This is a genomic window from Helicobacter pullorum NCTC 12824 (genome assembly GCF_017979475.1).
Taxonomy (GTDB): Bacteria; Campylobacterota; Campylobacteria; order Campylobacterales; family Helicobacteraceae; genus Helicobacter_D; species Helicobacter_D pullorum.
Genome location: NZ_JAERIT010000004.1, coordinates 29,739 through 48,979, shown reverse-complemented (window position 1 = coordinate 48,979; position 19,241 = coordinate 29,739). Strand labels below are relative to the sequence as shown.

Genomic DNA, 19,241 nt, shown 5'->3' with positions numbered 1-19,241 from the left:
TCCTATCCTTATTGCTCTACTAAAATCTGCATTTTGCCATTTTTTAATTCTACATAAAGCTCTTTGTTTCCATTAGAATAATAGTTTAATGTGCCTTTCAAAAAGGCTTTATAATCTTGATGATAACCAATTTTAAATAATTTCTTATTTTCTTCATTAGGATAAGGGGAGACATTGATTTTTGTAAATTTAATCTCTTTCTCTTCGCCTTTTTGGAAAATTCTGCGTTTGGTATCCTCAAATGCCTCAAACTTTTGCCCATCATAGCGTATAAAATCCTTATCATAAAACGCTAAATAAGCCTCAATATCATTTTTTGCCCAAGCTTCTTTCCATTGAAATAAATCTGCCAAAATCGTTGCTAAATCTTCCTTTTTGGTTTGTTCCACATCATCAGCAAAAGTAATTAAAAGCGTATTACGATAATCAATTATCCTATCCACCGAAGTTAAAAGATTATTTTCAATTGCAATACAGCCACGCGTATTTAACTCTTCTCTATTTCCATTAAGCGGCATACCATGAATCCAAATTCCATAGCCTGTTCTTTTTTGCAATTTATCATAAAGATTAGGATAAGAAGTGCTAAAAGCCAAAGGTCCATAATATTGATCTAGATTGCTCAATCTCGCTTGAAGCGAATAAACACCAATAGGGGTTGCCAAATCACCCTCTTTTTGCTTATGACCCCCTTTAGACCCCACTAAACTTTTTGTATTTAGCTTTTCTACCCACTGATTATTTTCTAGGGCATAAAGTTTAAGATTTGGGGATTCCAAAGTAGGCGCATCTTTTGTCGCCACAAAGAGGTATTTAAGATTCTCATAATACCCAAAACGCGTATCTTGATTTTTTAAAACCTCTTGCCAATAATTTTTTGTTTGCAAAACTTCATTGATTTTTTGCTCTAATGCCTGCACTCCACCGCTACGATAAATTCCAATCCATTCATATTCATTAGCATAACTAAAAATCGCAATTAACAATAACCAAATAATTTTCATCTTTTCTCCATTTTTTAATCTTCGAAATTATAACCGATTTTCTTTAAGCTTTCTTTGTCTTTACTCCAGCTAGAAACCACTTTCACCAAAATTTCCAAATATACTTTTTTTCTCACAAACTGCTCGATTCTCTCTCTTGCATTCTTGCCAATTCGCTTCAATGTTTTGCCCTCTTTGCCAATCACCATAGCCTTTTGACTTTCTTTTTGCACAATAATAGATGCCTTAATATAATCAAGCATAGCCTTTTCTTTATAAACATTGATCACCACATCACTTTCATAAGGTAGCTCATCGCTTAAATTTTCAAAACAAGATTCCCTTATCATTTCTTTTACAATTTCTTTGGTGCTATTTGGGCTTAAAATCTCTGGATCATAATAGTAAGGATTCTTAGGCATTATTTTTGCAAGCTCTTTTGCTACATATTCCAAACTCTTAATATCTTTGCAAGAAATCGGAATGAGTGCTTGATAAGAATCTTGAAATTTTTCATATTCTTTGATTTTTTGGAATAATTTTTCTTTGCTCACACAATCTATTTTAGTGAGCAATAAAAAATGAGGCTTTCCCTTAGCACTCTCCAAAAAATCTATATAAAAATCTATTTTATCGCTTGCTGGTGCTAAAAAGAGTAGAAAATCACAATCTTGCATTGCCTTCATTGCTTCTTTTAGCATATACTGGTTTAAAAGCTTTTCTTGCTTGTGAATGCCGGGCGTATCTACAAAAACAATTTGCGTTTCCTCAACCATCACAACGAGATTCATACGCTTCCTAGTAGCATTAGCTTTATGCGAAATAAGTGCCAACCTCTCGCCCAAAAGCGTATTTAAAAATGTGCTCTTTCCTGCATTTGGTCTGCCTAAAACCGCTACAAATCCTGCTTTACTTTCCAAAAAACTACCTACAAAATATATCGTGCGACATCGCTATCAGCTACCAAAGTTTCCAGCTTTTCTTTTACTAGAGATTCTGTAATCTCTACTTCTTGTCCCTTATAGTTTTCTGCCTCAAAGCTAATCTCTTCAATCACCTGCTCCACAACCGTATGCAATCGCCTCGCACCAATATCCTCTGTTTTTTCATTAGCTAATTGCGAATAATGTGCCAAAGCCCTAATTGCCTCATCGCTAAACTTCAAAGAAACTTCTTCTACTGCCATTAATGCTTCATATTGCTTTAAAATCGAATTTTTAGTTTGTGTTAATATCTTATAAAGCACTTCTTCATCAAGGCTATTAAGCTCCACACGCAAAGGGAATCTACCCTGCAATTCCGCAATCAAATCACTAGGCTTGCTCAAGCTAAATGCCCCTGCTGCGATAAATAAAATATGGTCTGTCTTAATGCTTCCATATTTTGTATTGACAATACTTCCCTCTACAATAGGCAATAAATCCCTCTGCACTCCTTCTTTGCTAGGATCTTGCCTACCTTGCGAGTTTGAACTAACAGCGACCTTATCTATCTCATCAATAAAGATAATCCCGCTATTCTCTGCCCTCTTTAAACCTTCTTGCTTGATGCTTTCCAAATCCAATAAAACTTCGCTTGCCTCCACTTTTAAAATCTCTTTTGCTTCCTTAATTGTTACTTCTTTTTTGGGATTATCTTTTGGAGATGCAATAAACACTCTTGCAATTGTCTCTTGCACCTTAGCAAATTCTGCTGGCATATTGCCATCTTCTATTTCAAAAGTGCGTTTTGGAATTTCAATCTCGATTTTAAGATGATCCATTTCTCCATTTTTAACTTTTTGACGCATTTTTTCTGCTGCGTTTTCATATTCTTCTATTTTCTGCTCACTTGCACCTTTAGGGAGTGGAGGGATTAGCTTTTCTACAATTTTATCCAACACATATTTCTCAATCCCTGCTCTATTTTTTTGTCTATGTTCTTCTTTGACTAGATTAATTGAAGCTATTACCAAATCACGCACCATAGATTCTACATCTCTTCCTACAAAACCCACTTCTGTATATTTACTTGCTTCTACTTTGACAAAAGGCAATCCCATCATCTTTGCCATACGCCTTGCAATTTCGGTTTTCCCAACTCCAGTAGAACCAATCATTAAAATATTTTTTGGCATTACCTCTTCTTGAATCTCTTTTGGCAACTGCAAACGACGATAGCGATTCCTAAGTGCAATAGCAACAATCTTTTTTGCATCATTTTGTCCAATAATATATTCATCTAAGTAAGCAACAATTTCTTTTGGTGTCATCGCAATATAATTTTCCATTGTCTTCCTATTTTTTAAAGTTCTAAAATTTTGATATTTTGATTAGTATAAATACAAAGCTCGCCAGCAATTTTAAGAGATTCTAGCACCAAATCTCGTGGCTCCATATCTCCCTTGCCAAATCTATCCAAAGCCCTTGCAGCAGATAACGCATAATTCCCACCGCTACCAATAGCAGCAATTTTGCCATCTTCAGGCTCTACCACATCTCCTGTTCCACTTAAAATAAAAATTTTTTCTTTATCCAAAACAATCATCATTGCTTCTAAACGCCTCAAATACTTATCTTTACGCCATTCTTTAGAAAACTCCATAACCGACTTTAACAAATCGCCCTTTTTGTTCTCTAAAATCCCCTCAAACATATCAAAAAGCGTAAAAGCATCAGCTGTGCTTCCTGCAAATCCACTTAGAATCTTGCCATGATAAAGCGTCCGAATCTTAGTTGCATTACCCTTTAATACGCAATTTCCAAAGGTTACCTGCCCATCTCCTCCAATCACCGCCCCTTTTTCTGTCTTATAAGCCAAAATTGTAGTTGCTTCAAACATCACAATGCCTCCACATCAATCTTCAAAATAGCATGGATTCCATGTCCAAGTTTCACTTCTACTTCATACATTCCTGTTGATTTAATAGGGTTTTTTAGCTCAATAGTTTTTTTATCAATTTCCAAACGATGCTTCTGTGCCAACTCTTTTGCAATATCCTCTTTTGTGATTGCACCATAAAGTGAGCCATTTGCACCAACCTTTTGTTGAATCTTTAGAGTAATTGCTTCTATTTTTTTAGCTGCCATTTCCATCAATGCTTGATTTTCAGCGGCTTGTTCAGCTGCTCTTTTTTGTTCGGCCTTATAACGATTGATAACTTCATTAGTAGCAAAATCTGCCATTTTCTTTGCAATTAAAAAATTTTTTCCATATCCATCTTTTACTTCGCAGATTTCACCCTTTTTGCCTAGTCCTTTTACATCTTGTAGCAATAATACTTTCATTAAAATACTCCTATTAATTTTTGGAATTTTAGCATTTTTTGGCAAACATTAAAATAACAACCTTTAATCAAAAATATAATTTTACAAATTTTTGAAAATCAACTTTAAAAATAAAAAAATTTATTAACTTTTAAAGTTTCTAAGAATAAGATAATTTTATAAAAGCTCTAAATCCAAAATCAAAGATAATTTTATAATGCAGCAAAAATACAATTTAACAACTATTATGTTTAGTGCGATTGTTATCATCTCTACACTTTATATAACCCAGCCCATACAGCCTTTATTGATTAATGAATTCCAAATCTCAACCACACAAGTCACGCTTTTTACTTCCGTGATTCTTTTTGCATTAGCCATTGCCCCTATTTTTTATGGATATTTATTAGAAAAATTTGATACAAAGCTTATCTTAATTGCCTCTTTGATGCTACTTGGCGTATTTCAATGCCTTTTAAGTTTTACCCAACAATACAGCACCTTTTTAATCCTTAGAATCTGCGAAGCTTTGATGATTCCAGCAGCTCTTACAGCCACAATGACTTCACTAACACGCATTGATAGCAAAAACAAATACATAGGGCTTTATGTTGCCTCTACCGTTTTTGGAGGGGTTTTATCACGCGTTGGCGGTGGATTTCTCACGACTCTTTTTTCTTGGCGTTTTACTTTCATAGCACTTGGAATCTCAACACTTCTTATTGCCTTTCTTGCATTCAAACTCCCTCACACCAACACCAAAATCCAAAGCAGCAAAATCACTTTTGCCATCATTTTGGATTTCTTAAAAGATAAACGCTTTTTATTGCTTTATAGTGGTGCTTTTTTGATACTCTTTTGTTTTCAAGGCGTACTAAACTTTATGCCCCACTACATTACCTCGCTCAACCCCCAAATTACACCTGCACAAATTGGTTTTATGTATTTTGGCTATATTGTGGGAATTATCACTGCAATCCTATCTAAAAAAATCACAAGATTCTTCAAAGGCGAAATCAAAACGATTGCCTTAGGATTCTTTATCTTTGGTGCATCTTGTTGGATGATGCTTTTTGGGGACTTTTGGCAACTTTTCTTTGCGATTTTCACACTCTGTTTTGGAATGTTTATTATCAATTCTGTGCTTTCCTCTTTTATCAACACTATCTCAAAAAACAAAAAAGGGATCACTAATGGTTTGTATTTAGCTTTTTATTACGCTGGAGGCACACTAGGAACGACATTACCCACTTATATTTACCATCCATTTGGCTGGAACACTCTTTGCCTACTTTTGGGCGGAATCTTATTTGTAAGTGCGTTGGTTTTTTATCAATCACAAAAACTTTTTTGGCAAGGATAACTAATGGAATGGTTTAAAGAGACTTTCAAAGATATTTTACCTTTAGAGAGCTTTCATATTGCAGATTTGCCAAAAGATTCTTGCAATGAAATTTTAGCCATCCTTCTAAGTCTTACACCCAAAACTTTTAATCTCTTTTGGCAATCCCAAACACTTAAAAATATCTGCAAAGAATACCTCTATAATACCACCTATTTTAAAACTATCCAACAAGCACAATACCAAATCCTCTTAACCCTACAAAACCAAAAAGATTCTCAAAAATTACAAGAAATTTTGCAAAATCTTGATTTTATGCGTCATCATAATTTATTAGAAGAATCCCACTACAATAACCTCAAATCATTTCTAACCTCGCACTTTCAAAACCACCCAAACCACCCAACAACCCACCTAGAAAAAACCACTCAATTACCCAAAAATCTTTTAGAAAATTTTTTTGATGAAAGCCTCAAAATTCTTACCAAAGAATTAAATTCCCTCTCTTCTATTGCCCCAAAAAACATCTTTGAAAATCTCCAAAATCTCATTACCAAAGCACAATCCCAACATTTCTCTATCGGAATCACGGGCGTTTTAAGCTCAGGCAAAAGCACACTTTTAAATGCACTCTTAGGGCAAGAAATCTTAGGTAGCTCAACTATACCAGAAACAGCAAGCCTAACAATTCTCAAATACAGCCCCAAATCTTATGCAAAAATTATTTTTTGGAATCAAGAACAATGGCAAGAATTAAAAAGCACTCTAGATTCAAAATTGCTTGAAAATCTATTAGAAAATCAAGAATTTTCAGATTTTCTTAAAAACTATATTCAAAAGTCAGAACAAAGCCTAGAAATACCGCTACAAGACTTACCAAAATTCACTTCAGCAAACCACCCAAGCAAACTTTGCAATCTTGTCCAAAAAACCATTCTTTTTACTCCCTTAAATTTCCTCAAAAACAAAGTAGAAATCGTCGATACTCCCGGGCTTGATGACCCAATCATCCAAAGAGAAGAAATCACTAAAAACTATCTTACAAAATGTGATTTACTAATCCATGCAATGAATGCTTCCCAAAGTGCCACACAAATTGATTTAGAATTTTTATTAGAAACACTGCAAACTTCCAATATTTCAAGACTTCTTATTATCCTCACCCATGCAGATTTACTCACCCAAGAAGAACTCCACCAAGCCCTAAATTACACAAAAGAAAGCATACAAGCCAAGTTCCAACAAAACCTACCTCCAAGCCAAGCAAAACTTTTCTTAGAGCGTTTAGATTTTATCCACATTGCTAGCTACCCAGCACTTTTGTGCCAAAATAATCCCAAGCAGGCAAAAGAATTAGGCTATACCCTAGAATCTTCTAATTTCAACACCTTTTTAGAATATTTACAAAAAACTTTATTAGGAAATAATAGCACCAAGGCAAAAGACATCATCTACCTTACCGCTCAAGGATTTCATAAAAATATCGAGATTCTCAAAGAATATTTGGATTTGGAGCTAAAATTACTCTTTAGCACACAAGAAGAAATTGCAATGCTTATCCAAAAAAACAAACAAGAAATCAATGAAGCAAACAAAGAATTTGAAACCCTAAAATTCAACCTCCAAAACACCCAAACACATTTCCAAGAATACCTAAAAAGCACAAAAAACACATTAACGCAAAAACTCAATGAAGCTCAAAATATCCTTATCCAAAGAATCTTTGAAGATATTCTCTATGATTACCAAAAACACTCTTCCCCAAGCAAAGAGAGGATAGAAAGGATTCTCACTCAAGGATTAGAAGATTTTCTAATCGATATTTTAAGGACATATCGTCAAAATCTTGCCCAAAAAATCTCCCAACTCCAAAATACCCTTTTACCCACATTAAAAACGCCACAAATGCAACTCCACAAAAGCACTATTACAAAAACCAAAATACAAATTCTAAATCACCTAAACTCGCTTTCTTTGCATTCTTATAAAAATCAAGAAAACAAACTCAAAGAAGCTTTGCAACAAGCTTTTCAAAATGGTTTTGCTAATTTTGACAATACCATTTATCACCAAAGCCAAGAAATAGCTTCCGCATTTCTCAATGATCTTAAAACCAGCTTTGAAGAAATGATGCAACAATCTAGTCAAAACCTAGAAACCAAAAAACAAATCCTCCAAAAAAGCCTAGATAAATCCAATTCCACACAAAAACAGCAAAAAGAATCGCAAATTATGCACTCTATCTCCTCCCTAAAAGAAATTCAAATCTTATTGCAAGAACTCCAAGAATACGCTACAAGGAACAACGATGCTTAAACAATATCTCCAAGAATGCTTAGAAATTTTGGACAAAAATTCCCAAAAAACAGAGCTGCAAAAATTCATTATAGACTGCCAAAACAATCTCAATCCCAATGATTATTCCCAAGATTTTTTTGAATCTCTCCAAAACAAAACCAAAGAACCCATGCAAATTGCAATTATCGGACAATTCTCTAGCGGGAAAAGCACCTTTTTAAACGCTCTTTTGGGGCAAGATATCCTTCCAACAGGCATCACACCCATCACTTCTAAAGTATGCAAAATTTGCTATGGAGAAGATTTTATCTTAGAAGTCCTCTACAAAGATGGGAACAAAGTTTTGCAAAATATTCATTTTTTAAAACAGCTCACCCGTCAAAACTCAAAAAACATCGATTCTTTATGCCTATATGCCCCCATTTTAATGCTAAAAGAAATCAATTTTTTAGACACGCCGGGCTTTAATTCTCAAAATCACGATGATACCAAAACCACTCTTGATATCCTTAAAAATGTTGATGGCATTATTTGGCTTACACTCATTGATAATGCAGGAAAAAACAGCGAAAAAAAACTATTGCAAGATTTCATCAAACATTACTCCCAAAAAACACTTTGTATCCTCAATCAAAAAGACCGCCTCAAAAATGAAGAAGAAATCCAAACTAGCCTCCAATATGCCAATGAATCTTTTAAAGAAATCTTTAGTCAAATTATCCCCATCTCTGCAAAAATGGCACTCCAAGCACAACTTAATACCCCACAAAAAATAATTGAAACTTTGTTTTCAAATTTCTCTTTTGAAGTCCAAAACTTCATTCACCAAACCTCCACCACCAAAACCGATGAGAATAGTTTTTTGCAAACCCTTGAATCTTCTTACCAAAACTTTAAAAATACCCTAAACACTCAGCTAAACAATTCTCAAAATAGCTATTATAATGATTTAATGCAAAAATCAGGTATGCCTTTGATATTTGATTTTCTCAATCATTCTATCAAACCAAAGGCTAAACTCTCCAAAGAATATTCCGCCCTCAAAAAACTCAAAGAAATGCACATTTTGCTCCATTATCAATACCACAAGATTTATCAATGCTACACACAGCTTATTCAAATTTTCAAAAACCACCTCACAGACATTACCCTACAACACCACAAACACCAAGAAAATGAACAAAAAAAATTCAATGAACTTTATACCAACCTTGACTTGCTTTTAGATTCATTAGCACAATTTATTTTTAATTCCCTAGAACAAACCCCCACAAATTTCCCCAAACAACAAAAAAGGCTCTTTATACCAAAAACAACCACGCACACAAAAAATATCACCACCCTTCCTTTAGAGAAAATCAAAATTTCTCTACAAAACCCAGATTCACCTATTATTAAAGACTTCAAATCCCTTAGTGCTCAAATCAAAAATTTCTGCAACTTATTTGCAAATACCATGGAAGAATTTTCTACTCTATTACATTTGCAAATCAAGCAATGGCAAAATACCCAAATAGAAAAACAAGAATTTTACAAATACGCACCCAACAATCAAAGCCTAAAAGAACTGCAAAATTTTTCCCAGCAATATTATGAAAACCTCTTTGTTGATTTCAATACCACCAATCAAAAAATCATCTCAAACTTGCAAAGCGAATTAATTTTCCTTAGTAATTTTATTGTCTTTTATTATGACAACGCCATTGAATCCACTCTCAATAAAATTGATTTAAAAATCAAAAATTCCCTAGCAAAACACAGAGAAAATCCAGATTTTCCAATTTTCATTCCAAGCTTAGAAAATATACGCGATTCTTTAAATGAAACTTTTTGTTTTGAACATTTCCAAACCAAACTCTTTGGACCTATGAATCTTCTCAAAAAATCTTATTCGCAATTTCTCACTCAACTAGAAAAAACCACTCAAGCAAAAATTTCATTAATTAATTCCAAAATTGCAACTCTTAAGATAGAAATAGATAAAATTACAAAAAATTTACACAATATCAAACAATTCAAAAAATGGAACTAAAGTTGCTTTAATATTTAAAATTCAAATATTTAAGCAATCAAAACACCATTAAACAAGGAAGTTTAAAAGATGAAAGTTGAGCTCTTAGAGCCATACATTCAAATTAGCATTGAAAAAGAATCTCGCTTTTTAAAGCGTGCTGTTGATTTTGCCTATAAGCATTTTTCCAAAGCTTATCGCCTTTCAAGCTCTGTTTTAATTTTAGATGATGGAGAACGCTACAAAAAAGACTATTTTCTAAACTGGGCTTATCATGTTGCGATGCAAGAAGAAAACAAAAAACATACTCCAAACTTCCAAACCATCATTGATAGCAGCCACCTTCCAATCCGCATCAAAATGGTAGAAAATAAGGCGGTTTTGGAGCATATTATCGTTTCTTTGCAAATCCTTCATACTAGTAGCTTAAACACCCAAGTTTGTTTGCGTCTCAATCGTCCAAATCGACTTGCAAAACGCTATTTGCAATCCCTTTTTCAAAATTTTCTTATTAGCTACACCAAACAAGAAATTTTTCTTGATTCTAGTAGCCCATATTTTTGGGAAAAACTCGTCTCTATGCTATCCCAAAAAATCATCTACAACATCGTTTTAGATTTTGATTATGAAACATTTAAAACCAATAATACCTTTGAATGTTTTGGAGAATATACAACCAAAGAAGAAAGATTGCTTAAAAAAAGCTATAAGATTCTTGGTTGCAATGATGATGACGACTTTGAAAATGTCAAAAATCGCTATATCGAACTTGCTAAAATTTACCACCCCGATAATGTCTATGGACAAGATCAAAAAATCATTGAAGGCTATGCTGAAAAATTTCGTATTATTAAAGAAGCCTATGAAAATATCAAATCCAACTTTAAATGTTACATAAGGAGTTAAAAATGGAAGAAAACAACAAAAACACGCAATCCCCAGAAGAACCTATTATCCAACTCAATTTTGATGAGGAGACAAAAAAAAGTCATTTTTGGCTCTTTTTAAGTATTCTTATCACCCTTATCATCGTTATCTTTGGGGTAGGATACTATTTTTTAAACCACAAAAATAGCCAATCTGCAATCCAAAGCTTACAAAACACCTTAGGAATTACCCAAGAAACCACCAGCACAGAATACGCCAAAGAAGAAGAAATTAGACGCTTGCAAGAAGCATTAATGCAAAAAGAAAAAGAACTTCTAAATCTTGCACAATCTGTGGAAGGATTAAATATATCTATGCAAGAAATACAGCAAACCAACACCACTAATTTACGCTACACCATAAAACCCAAAAAACAAATTATTGCTGAATGCTTTTCAATGCAAATAGGCAAATGGGATATTCCTCAAGGCTGCCTACTTTCTCTTGCTACTAAAATCGGAAATGAATTAGAAAAAGACAAAAAAGTCGTCGCATTTGAAATACAAGGGATTGTAGATAATAATCCCTACAAAGGACTCTCTCCAGAACTCAAGCAAGAAGGATTAGCGAGTTTTAGAGCATGGAGTGCTATTAGAGAAATTAACAAAAAAATTCCTAATGCCACTGCCTTTGAAGGTCCAAGCCTCCAACTCAAAGATAAACGCGGTTATAGAATTAAGGCATATTTTGTAGAGTGAGTTATGAAAAATCCAGCCATTAACACCCTAGGCGTTATTTTACGCCCCTCTACCCCAGCACTAAAAGAATATTTTTTAGATTTCCAAAGTCTTGCACATTCTTTGGGCTTTGAAGTGATTTTAGATTCTATTAGTGCAGGTATGATTAATATGAATGGGCTAAACTTCGAAGAACTCTGCAAACAATGTGATGCACTTATATCAATAGGCGGTGATGGCACACTTATCTCCACAGCTAGACGCTCTTTTTCACACCAAAAGCCCATTTTAGGAATCAATATGGGGCATTTAGGTTTTTTAACTGATTTGCAAAAAGATGAAGTAAGCTCTTTTCTCCCCAATCTCAAAAATGGAGATTATAATATTACCAATCATATGATGCTAGAAGGCAAAATTGACAACCAAACAAGCTTTTTTGCCCTCAATGACATCATCTTAACTCGTCCTCATAATACTTCTATGATACACCTTAAGGCTTATATTGATGAAAATTATTTTAATTCATATTATGGGGATGGGCTAATTATTGCCACACCAACAGGCTCTACTGCTTACAATATTAGCGCAGGCGGTGCTGTTGTTTATCCTTTCTCCCACAATTTACTTCTAACACCAATTTGTGCGCATTCACTCACACAAAGACCCTTGATTTTGCCTTCTACTTTTACTATCAAAGTCGAACTCGGAGAACAAGGGCTTTGCAATATCATCATAGATGGACAAGAAAACAAAACCCTTAAATTCAAACAACAAATTTCTATCGTTGCTCAAAAAAATGGTGCAAAACTAATTCACAATCCTCATTGGGATTATTTCAAAATCCTCAAACAAAAATTCCACTGGGGGGATTACGAATAATGCAAAAAATCCTACTCCAAAAAGTCGTTATCAAAAACTCTCCTGCCTTCAAAGAAGCTTCCTTTGAACCTACTCCTAATTTCAATGTTTTTAGTGGTGCAAGTGGTGCAGGAAAATCCGTTTTGATGGAATCTATTCTTGCGCTTTTTGGATTAAAAGAAAGCAATGCAGAGATTTTAGAAGCCACTTTAGAATTATATGGGATTCCAGAAGAATTAAAAGGATTAATAGATGAAGGCGAGGTAACTTTAACCCTTACTAAAAAGGATAAAATCCGCTATTTTCTCAACGCACAAAATATTCCAAAAAAGAAAATTACAGAAATTTTTGCCCCCTTTTTAAAATACCTAGGCACCAAAACCTATGCTTCTTTCAAAGAAGAAAATCTCTTTTTTGCACTTGATAATTTCTGTGTTACGCAAAATTCTCAGCATCAAAATCTCTTAACTTCCTACCAAAAGGCTTTCAATACCTATCAAAATGCCAAATCCAACCTCAACAAACTCCAAGAAGAATCCCTAAAAGTCAATGAGCTAAAAGAATTCTTACAATTTGAAATCCAAAAATTAGAAACTCTCAACCCAAAAAAAGGCGAATATGAAGAGCTTTTGGCGCTCAAAAAAGAAATCTCCAAAAAAGAAAAAATCTCCCAAAGCCTCCAAGAAGTCCAAGAGATTCTTAATCACTCTCATAAAATTTCCAATTTTTTAAACCTTATCAATTACGAAAACGATTCTATACTCAACGCTTTTAGTGAATTAGAATCGCTATGCCAACAAGAAAGCGAGCACTTAAACGAGATAGACAACCTAAATCCCGAAGAAATCTTAAATCGTATCGAGGCTTTAAGCAGTCTAAAACATAGATATGGAGGAATCGATGAAGCCATAGAGGCTTTAAAAAACAAAAAAGAAGAGTTACAAAAATACGAAAATCTTGAAACATTCCTAAAAGAAGCCAAAAACGCTTTTAATCAAAGCCAAAATTCCCTCCAACAAACCGCCAAAGCCCTTTTGGATTCTCGAAATTCACATTTGCAAGCCTTCCAGCAATCCCTCAACGCCACTTTAAAAAAACTCAAAATGCCTCCAGCTACTATTACACTCCAAGAATTACCTTTAGATTCTTACAATATTTTAGGCAATGCAAATTTTATTATCACCCTAAATACCGAATTAAAAAATCTTAGTGCTGGTGAATTTAACCGCTTTTTACTAGCCCTACTTCTCACCCAAAGCACGCAAGAAAAAAACCAAGCTATTATTATTTTAGATGAAATTGATGCTAATTTAAGTGGTGAAGAATCTCAAGGGGTAGCAGAAATTCTAAACCAACTCTCTACCAACTATCAAATTTTTGCCATTTCACACCAACCCCATATGCCAAGCCTCTCAAACTCTCATTTTCTAGTCCAAAAACACCTTGAAGGCTCACAAATCATACCGCTTGATAAAAATGGCAGGATTCAAGAAATTGCACGCATGATAAGCGGAAACAAAATCACAAAAGAGGCATTAGACTTTGCCGCTAAATGTATAGAAAATTTACAATGAATCTTAGCACACTCAAACAATTCTCCACATTTTTAAATGCCACACCCAAGAAACTTCGCTCTATCAAACGCATAGGGGACAATCTCTTTAGGCTTGACATCAATGCAGAGATTTTTTATTTTGATTTAACCAAATCCAAAAGCACTATTTACATTACTGATGAATTGCTCATTTCTCCCAAAATTTACAATGCACCTTTTGATAAAAGTTTGCAAAAGCTTTGTTATAACGCACAAATCAAAGATTCAAAAATTGATGGCGATAACCGAATCTTGCAGCTTTTTTTGGAAACACAAAATAGTTACAAAACCAATCAAGTTATCTTACAAGCTGAATTTACAGGTTGTTATACCAATCTTATTTTGCTTACCACAAATTTTATTGTTCTTGATGCACTAAGGCATATTACCCAAGAACAATCTTTCCGCGAAGTAAAAATCGGAAAACCACTACTTCCCCTACCCCAACCAACAAAAAAACCTCTTTTGAAAGAACAAGGGGATTTATTTGAGATTCTCAAAACAAACTTCTTAGACCTCAAAACAAAGACGCTCCAACAAAAAATCATCAAATCAAGCACACAAATTAACCACAAAATCAAACAATTACAACATTTCTTAGAATCACTAGAAGACAAAAAGGTATTAGAAACCAACGCCAAACAAGAATCCTTATTTGGCAAACTCATTTTGCAAAATCTCTATCTTCACCCAAACTTCAAAGGCAAAGAAATTACACTAGAAAATACCACAATTACTCTGCCTAGCAAAGCAACTTCTCTAAGCCACGCCGCACAAATCTTTTTTGAAAACTCCAAAAAACTTAGCAAAAAAGCACAAAATATTCACCTCCAAGAAGAAAACTTGCAAGAAAGAATTGCATTTTATACCAGCCTCTTAAAAATGGTTCAAAATGTAACAAATCTAAACGATTTGCAAATTTTAGATTCACACTCCCAAAAAGAAAACAAAAACAAAACCTCTAAAAGCTTTGAAAACTTCTTTATTGAAGGCTTCAAAGTTTCTATCGGGAAAAACCAAAGAGAAAATATCGCTTTACTCAAAGAAGCAAAAGCCGATGATATATGGATGCATATCCGCAATATTCCAAGCTCACATTTAATCATTCATTGTGGAAAAAATAAAATTCCAGAAATAATTTTACAAAAAGCTGCTAAGATTCTTGTAGGCTTTCTTAAAAGCTTTAATGGAAATTATGAAGTGGATTATACAAAAAGGAAATTTGTAAAAATCACGCAAGGCGCTAATGTTACTTATGCTAAGGAACAAACGCTACAAATAGCAAAAAATTAAGGGGATAAAATGGCAGTTTCTCCAATTAGCAATGTTAATTACATCAATCAAAACTCGCAAGTTAGCTCTGTCCAACAAGCCAATGCGCAAGTTAAGCTCGACTTTCAAACTATGGTTAATCTCCAAGAAATGCAAGATAGACAAGAAGAGATTCAAGAAGTGCGACCAACAGAAGAAACACTCAAAACAGATGAGGATAAAGAAGGCAATGGCAAACGCGACCAAGAAGGAAATCAAAACCAAAATCAAAAAAAATCCCAAAAAGATTCACAAGATGAAATACAACTAGGGGAAGATGGGACAATCCAACATTTAAATATTTCTGTTTAATCCATTTTTTTATTTTTATAATGTAAAATTGTCGCGTGACTTTTTAAGTCCAAAATATCAAAAAAGGAAAAATATGTTTAAACTACGAGAATTACCATTTAATGAAATCCAAGACTTTATTAGCAAAGAAACCTGTGAATTCCATTATGGAAAACATCATCAAACTTATGTTAATAACCTAAACAATCTCATTAAAGGCACAGAATTTGAAAATTCATCTTTATTTGAAATTGTGACCAAATCTCAAGGTGGAATCTTCAATAACGCTGCTCAAGTTTATAATCACGATTTTTATTGGGATTGCATTGCACCAAAAGAAACTCCATTGAGTACTGAATTGCAAGAAGCCATCAATGATAGCTTTGGAAGTTTTGAAAAATTCAAAGAATCTTATTTGCAAGCTGCTACTACACTTTTTGGCTCTGGTTGGTGCTGGGTTGTTTATAATCCAAACTCCAAAAAACTAGAAATCACTCAAACAAGCAACGCACAAACTCCGATTACTCAAGGATTAATTCCTGTATTGGTTGTTGATGTTTGGGAACATGCTTATTATGTAGATTACAGAAATGCTAGACCTAGCTATTTAGAAAAATTCTTTAATCATATCCATTGGGATTTTGTTTCAAAATCTCTTGAATGGGCAAAAAAAGAAGGTTTAAATTCTGTTAATTTTTATATGAATTCCCTTCATTCATAGAACAAGCAGCCTTTTTGGCTGTTTTCTACCACTTTAAAATAATTTTCAACTTCTTTTCATTATAATTTTGATTTTATGAGGGAGTAGTAAGCAAGGCAACTTGTGGCAAACCAACATACTGATGAATTTTCATCTGGTTTTGTCTTAAATTATGAGACTCATATATAACTAAATATAGCTATATATGAATCTCTTTTTGTCTTAAATTTAGCTTCATGTATAGCACAAAGGAGCTAAATTGTTTCACAATACACCCTTAGAAGAACTTATTTCAAAATATCATAGCAATCAAGAGCTAGGATTAACCTCCCAACAAGTTTTAGAAAATCAAGCCAACTTTGGTGCGAATGTTTTTGAAAAATCCCCTCCTCCACCTTTTTTAAAACAACTCATTGAAGCACTCAAAGAACCTATGGTTTTACTTTTGATTTTTGCAGCCTTTTTGGCTTTGGGTATCAATACCTATGAATACCTCTATCACCAAAAAGCTAATTTTTTGGAATGCGTTGGTATATTTATTGCAATTTTTCTCTCTGTGGCTATCACTCTTATAATGGAAAATCGTAGCCAAAAGGCTTTTGAAGCCCTCAATGCCATCACACAAGACAATAAAATAAAGGTCTTAAGAAATGGAGAGATTCAACTCATTACGCAAGAAAATATCGTTGCAGGCGATATTGTATTTTTAGAAACAGGCAATAAAATCCCCTGTGATTGCAGGATTCTAAACTCTCAAAGTCTAATGTGCAATGAATCAAGCTTGACTGGCGAAAGTATGCCAAATACCAAAAGTGCTATTTTATCCCATCAAGATTCTAGCAACACTTATGAAAATATGCTTTATAGCGGCTGTTTTATCACACAAGGCAATGCAAAGGCGCTTTGTGTCGCTACTGGCAACAATACAGAGTTTGGAAAAATCGCCAAAGCCCTTGATAGCTCCATAAAAACCACAACCCCACTACAAGAAAAACTTCAAAAATTAAGCAGTAAAATTACTATTTTTGGAGCAAGTGCTGCCTTTTTGGCTTTTATTATTCAAGTGTGTTTTTTTATTTTTAGGGATAATGCAGGCTTTGAAAACATTGCTCAAGCCTTTATTTCTAGCATTGTATTAATTGTAGCTTCCGTACCAGAAGGTTTGCCAACTATTGTAGCAATTTCTCTAGCACTCAATATCATCAAAATGTCCAAACAAAATGCGTTAGTCAAAAAACTTATCGCTTGTGAAACCATTGGTTGTGTTAATATTATCTGTTCGGATAAAACTGGGACACTCACACAAAATCAAATGAGTGTGGAATATTCTTTTATTCAAGATAGGATCATTGAGGTTAAAGAATCCTATACAGCCCTGCAATCTAGCCCTATCAAAGATTCATCATTCTTTTTACTCCACAATGCCGCATTAAATTCCACAGCAGATATTACAAAAAAGGATAATTCTTACAATTTCATTGGAAATCCAACAGAATGTGCGCTTCTAGTATGGGGCGATAAAATAGGATTTGACTACCACAAAATAAGAAAAAATTTCCAAATTCTCCATTCTTTCCCCTTTTCATCACAAACCAAAAATATGACAAGTATCGCACAAATCCAAGATAAGATGATTTGCTTTAGCAAAGGATCTCCTGAAAAAATCCTTGATATTTGCTCTATGATGCCCTGCCAAGATGTGCAAAAAATCCACAAACAAATTCTCTATTATCAAAGTTTAGCTTATCGCGTGATTGCATTTGCACACAAAGAATTGCCTAGCAATACAAACCTGCAAGATAGAGATTTCTTAGAGAGCCAAATGGTTTTTGATGGTTTTGTGGCTATTGCTGATCCATTAAGAGAAGAAGTCTATGAGGCGATTCAAGATTGCAAAAATGCGGGCATTGATATTAAAATCTTAACTGGCGACAATCTAACAACTGCCAAAGCTATTGGCAATCAACTCCATTTATTAGATGATCATTCAATCATACTTGAAGCAAGCCAACTAGAAAATTTAAGCCAACAAGAGCTATTAAAAATACTACCAAAAGTCAAAATCATTGCCCGCTCTACTCCGCATACCAAAATGCAAATTGTCAATGCCCTAAAATCTCAAGGGAATGTTGTAGCTCTAACAGGAGATGGCATCAATGATGCTCCAGCACTCAAAAATGCAGATGTTGGAATAGCTATGGGAATTAGCGGGACAGAAGTCTCCAAAGAAGCTAGCGATATTGTGCTATTAAATGATAGCTTTGCAACCATTGTCAAAGCCATTGAATGGGGGCGAGGAATCTACCAAAATTTTCAAAGATTCATACAATTCCAACTCACCGTCAATCTCTCTTCTGTTATTATCGTCTTAAGTGCTGTCATTATGGGATTTACTGCTCCATTTAGTGCCTTACAACTTTTATGGGTGAATCTCATTATGGATGGACCACCTGCCCTAACTTTAGGTTTAGAGCCGATTTCTAAAAATCTTTTAAAGCAAAAGCCTATCCAAAGAAATGCAAATATCATTACCAAAAATATGCTAAGCCTTATCATTATCAATGGTATTTTTATAGCCTTTATGTGCCTTTTGCAATATTTTACGAACTTTTTGGGTGCAAAAGAAGAAGAAAAAACCTCTGTGCTTTTCACTTTATTTGTTGTTTTTCAGCTTTTCAATGCCTTTAATGCAAGAGAGTTAAACAACCAAAGTATTTTCAAAAATTTTGCAAGCAATCATCTTATGCTTGGAGTTTTTATTATCACTTTTGCCTTGCAAGTTTTAATTGTAGAATTTGGGGGCGAAGCATTCCAAACAACACCGCTAAGCCTTGAAATGTGGGGAAAAATATTGTTTGTTGGCTTTAGTGTTATTATTATCGGAGAGCTAATGCGTTTTATTTTAAATAAGATAAAATGACGCTTTAAATACAAAATCCCTCAAGCAACTTCCAAAGAAAATCAATCAAATTTCTTTGGAACTGCTCTTAAATCCCTAAAAACA

At 34.0% G+C, this 19,241-nt stretch carries 16 protein-coding genes; 11 read left to right on the top strand and 5 right to left on the bottom strand.

Annotation, left to right across the window (positions count from 1 at the left end):
• Positions 1 to 8 precede the first annotated feature (8 nt).
• Genes JJQ98_RS03960 through rplI form a run of 5 tightly spaced genes read right to left on the bottom strand, consistent with a single transcriptional unit; the run spans position 9 to position 4,249 of the window.
• Positions 9 to 1,004 carry a L,D-transpeptidase family protein gene (locus tag JJQ98_RS03960; RefSeq protein WP_054195689.1) on the bottom strand — a complete coding sequence of 332 codons (996 nt, stop codon included), beginning with the start codon at positions 1,002 to 1,004 and terminating at the stop codon, positions 9 to 11.
• Positions 1,005 to 1,018: 14 nt separating this feature from the next.
• Positions 1,019 to 1,903, bottom strand: a complete 885-nt coding sequence (gene era, locus JJQ98_RS03955) for a GTPase Era (protein WP_151104825.1) — start codon at positions 1,901 to 1,903, stop codon at positions 1,019 to 1,021.
• Positions 1,904 to 1,911: 8 nt separating this feature from the next.
• Positions 1,912 to 3,234: an ATP-dependent protease ATPase subunit HslU gene (gene hslU / locus JJQ98_RS03950; RefSeq protein ID WP_151104849.1), complete on the bottom strand. Its 1,323-nt coding sequence runs from the start codon at positions 3,232 to 3,234 to the stop codon at positions 1,912 to 1,914.
• A gap of 32 nt (positions 3,235 to 3,266) precedes the next feature.
• The gene (gene hslV, locus JJQ98_RS03945; protein WP_005023302.1) at positions 3,267 to 3,803 is read right to left on the bottom strand and encodes an ATP-dependent protease subunit HslV; all 537 of its coding nucleotides are present in this window, start codon (positions 3,801 to 3,803) and stop codon (positions 3,267 to 3,269) included.
• Positions 3,803 to 4,249: a 50S ribosomal protein L9 gene (gene rplI / locus JJQ98_RS03940; protein WP_005023303.1), complete on the bottom strand. Its 447-nt coding sequence runs from the start codon at positions 4,247 to 4,249 to the stop codon at positions 3,803 to 3,805. Before rplI ends, hslV begins: the two co-directional genes overlap by 1 nt.
• Positions 4,250 to 4,445: 196 nt before the next feature.
• Here rplI and JJQ98_RS03935 point away from each other — a divergent pair, with 196 nt between their 5' ends.
• From JJQ98_RS03935 to JJQ98_RS03885, 11 genes are all read left to right on the top strand, one after another.
• Positions 4,446 to 5,591 (top strand): MFS transporter, encoded by a 1,146-nt coding sequence (locus tag JJQ98_RS03935; RefSeq protein ID WP_151104826.1) that lies wholly within the window; start codon positions 4,446 to 4,448, stop codon positions 5,589 to 5,591.
• Between the two features lie 3 nt (positions 5,592 to 5,594).
• A complete protein-coding gene (locus JJQ98_RS03930) occupies positions 5,595 to 7,886 on the top strand; it encodes a dynamin family protein (RefSeq protein ID WP_151104827.1) in 2,292 nt (763 codons plus the stop codon).
• Positions 7,879 to 9,900 carry a dynamin family protein gene (locus JJQ98_RS03925; protein ID WP_151104828.1) on the top strand — a complete coding sequence of 674 codons (2,022 nt, stop codon included), beginning with the start codon at positions 7,879 to 7,881 and terminating at the stop codon, positions 9,898 to 9,900. The genes JJQ98_RS03930 and JJQ98_RS03925 overlap by 8 nt, the downstream gene beginning before the upstream one ends.
• A 69-nt stretch (positions 9,901 to 9,969) precedes the next feature.
• Positions 9,970 to 10,785, top strand: coding sequence for a J domain-containing protein (locus tag JJQ98_RS03920; RefSeq protein WP_054195682.1), 816 nt, complete (start codon positions 9,970 to 9,972; stop codon positions 10,783 to 10,785).
• Between the two features lie 2 nt (positions 10,786 to 10,787).
• A complete protein-coding gene (locus JJQ98_RS03915; RefSeq protein ID WP_054198590.1) occupies positions 10,788 to 11,504 on the top strand; it encodes a hypothetical protein in 717 nt (238 codons plus the stop codon).
• 3 nt (positions 11,505 to 11,507) lie between these two features.
• Entirely contained in the window at positions 11,508 to 12,362 is an 855-nt protein-coding gene (locus tag JJQ98_RS03910) for an NAD(+)/NADH kinase (RefSeq protein ID WP_151104829.1), read from the top strand.
• Positions 12,362 to 13,915, top strand: coding sequence for a DNA repair protein RecN (locus JJQ98_RS03905; RefSeq protein ID WP_151104830.1), 1,554 nt, complete (start codon positions 12,362 to 12,364; stop codon positions 13,913 to 13,915). Before JJQ98_RS03910 ends, JJQ98_RS03905 begins: the two co-directional genes overlap by 1 nt.
• Entirely contained in the window at positions 13,894 to 15,228 is a 1,335-nt protein-coding gene (locus tag JJQ98_RS03900) for an NFACT family protein (RefSeq protein WP_065826906.1), read from the top strand. Before JJQ98_RS03905 ends, JJQ98_RS03900 begins: the two co-directional genes overlap by 22 nt.
• Positions 15,229 to 15,237: 9 nt before the next feature.
• Positions 15,238 to 15,558, top strand: a complete 321-nt coding sequence (locus tag JJQ98_RS03895; protein WP_005023321.1) for a hypothetical protein — start codon at positions 15,238 to 15,240, stop codon at positions 15,556 to 15,558.
• A 73-nt stretch (positions 15,559 to 15,631) separates the two neighbouring features.
• Positions 15,632 to 16,258 (top strand): superoxide dismutase, encoded by a 627-nt coding sequence (locus JJQ98_RS03890; protein WP_151104831.1) that lies wholly within the window; start codon positions 15,632 to 15,634, stop codon positions 16,256 to 16,258.
• Between the two features lie 238 nt (positions 16,259 to 16,496).
• Complete coding sequence (locus tag JJQ98_RS03885) at positions 16,497 to 19,157, top strand: calcium-translocating P-type ATPase, PMCA-type (RefSeq protein ID WP_060663391.1); 2,661 nt, start codon at positions 16,497 to 16,499, stop codon at positions 19,155 to 19,157.
• The last annotated feature ends 84 nt before the right edge of the window (positions 19,158 to 19,241 follow it).